The organism is Paenibacillus sp. P4_E11 (assembly GCF_056401635.1).
The window spans coordinates 1-712 of sequence record NZ_JBFUIX010000647.1 but is presented as its reverse complement, the minus strand read 5'-3'; the positions used below and the strand labels follow the sequence as shown (position 1 = coordinate 712).

The 712-nt window shown below is 46.6% G+C and carries 2 protein-coding genes; both read left to right on the top strand.

Annotated elements, in window-relative coordinates; all coding sequences use genetic code 11:
• Position 1: 1 nt before the first annotated feature.
• Positions 2–214 (top strand): ArsR/SmtB family transcription factor, encoded by a 213-nt coding sequence (locus AC1DWB_RS36680; RefSeq protein ID WP_477545959.1) that lies wholly within the window; start codon positions 2–4, stop codon positions 212–214.
• Between the two features lie 72 nt (positions 215–286).
• A partial coding sequence (locus tag AC1DWB_RS36675) for an MFS transporter (RefSeq protein ID WP_477545958.1) occupies positions 287–712 on the top strand: 426 nt, incomplete at its 3' end.

Below are 712 nucleotides of genomic sequence, written 5' to 3'. Positions count from 1 at the left end.
GCTGAAGATCGCTCTTCTACTCACGGAGGAGAAAAATTTGTGTTGTTCGGATATTGGGGGCAAGCTGGAGTCTGTCGCTGGTTCAACATTATCTCACCATCTGAAACAATTGACGGATTGTGGCCTGCTAGATCTCCGCAAGGACGGTACATACATTTACTATAGCGTTAACCGTCAAATCGCTCAGAAATATGCCCCCTACTTGCTGGAGTAATTTTTTTTGTACTTTAATTCTATATATTTAGAAATATAAAATAATAGGTGTTCGGAGAGGAGCCATACAAAGGTGTCAAATACATGGAAAATCTATATGCTAGCGGTTGTCAGTTTCTTGGTAGGAACGTCCGAATTTATTATTGCGGGGATATTGGATAAAGTCGCGGTTGATCTGGGGATTACCGTTGCGGCAGCGGGTCAGCTTATTACTGTGTTCTCGCTTACTTACGCATTCGGTACTCCGTTCCTGATGGCTGCAACGGCCCGATTGGAGCGTCGGAAGCTGATGCTCTACTCACTCACCGTATTCGTCATCGGTAACGGAATTGCCGTTTTACTACCTGGATTTGCTTTCCTTATCGCATCCCGCATCATCCTTGCGCTGAGTACTGGGGTATTCGTAGTGACAGCCTTGACCGTAGCATCCAAGTTAGCCCCGCCTCATAAGCAGGGTAGCGCTATTGCCACGCTAGTGATGGGCTTCAGCACCGCATTG